The sequence below is a fragment of the Caballeronia choica genome (assembly GCF_001544535.1).
Classification (GTDB): domain Bacteria; phylum Pseudomonadota; class Gammaproteobacteria; order Burkholderiales; family Burkholderiaceae; genus Caballeronia; species Caballeronia choica.
On the sequence record NZ_FCON02000642.1, the window covers coordinates 1 to 522 of the forward strand.

The 522-nt window shown below is 64.8% G+C and carries 1 protein-coding gene and 1 pseudogene; both read right to left on the bottom strand.

The window, feature by feature from the left end; genetic code table 11:
* Positions 1 to 272: pseudogene (locus AWB68_RS48015) on the bottom strand (hypothetical protein); the annotation flags it as partial.
* A gap of 10 nt (positions 273 to 282) precedes the next feature.
* A partial coding sequence (locus tag AWB68_RS46120) for an enolase C-terminal domain-like protein (protein ID WP_327384586.1) occupies positions 283 to 522 on the bottom strand: 240 nt, incomplete at its 5' end.

Genomic DNA, 522 nt, shown 5'->3' on the forward strand with positions numbered 1-522 from the left:
GACAGGATCGAGGTGATGAGCGGCGTGACCATCGCCTTGTTGGCGAACGAGCCACGATAGTGTTCGATGGAGCTGTCGGCGAGCACCGATAGTGCGAGCAGCGCCGAGCTCTGGTTGAACGAGCGGGCGGCATCGAGATGCGCGGCTGTTTTTCCACCACGGGCGCGCCCACGATCAGGATGTCGTCGCGTGAACGCGGTCAGAAGGGCGACGCCCGCCGCCACGCCAACGGCGATACCGGCACGCTGGGTTGTCACGCTCATCACACTCATCGCGGCTCCTTCACACGGCGTAATTCTGCGCATCCGGACCTTTCAATTCGAGGCCCAAACCGGGACGCCCGAGATCCGGTGCGATGGCGCCATCGACTGCGCGTGGCACGCCGTCGAACAGCATCGCTTCGATGCGCACGTGGTCGTGAAACCATTCCTGATGAACGAGGCGCGGCGCCGCGCACGCCACATGCAGATGCAACGCCGGTGCGCAGTGCGCGGAGAGCGGCACGTGATACGCGTCGCAGAT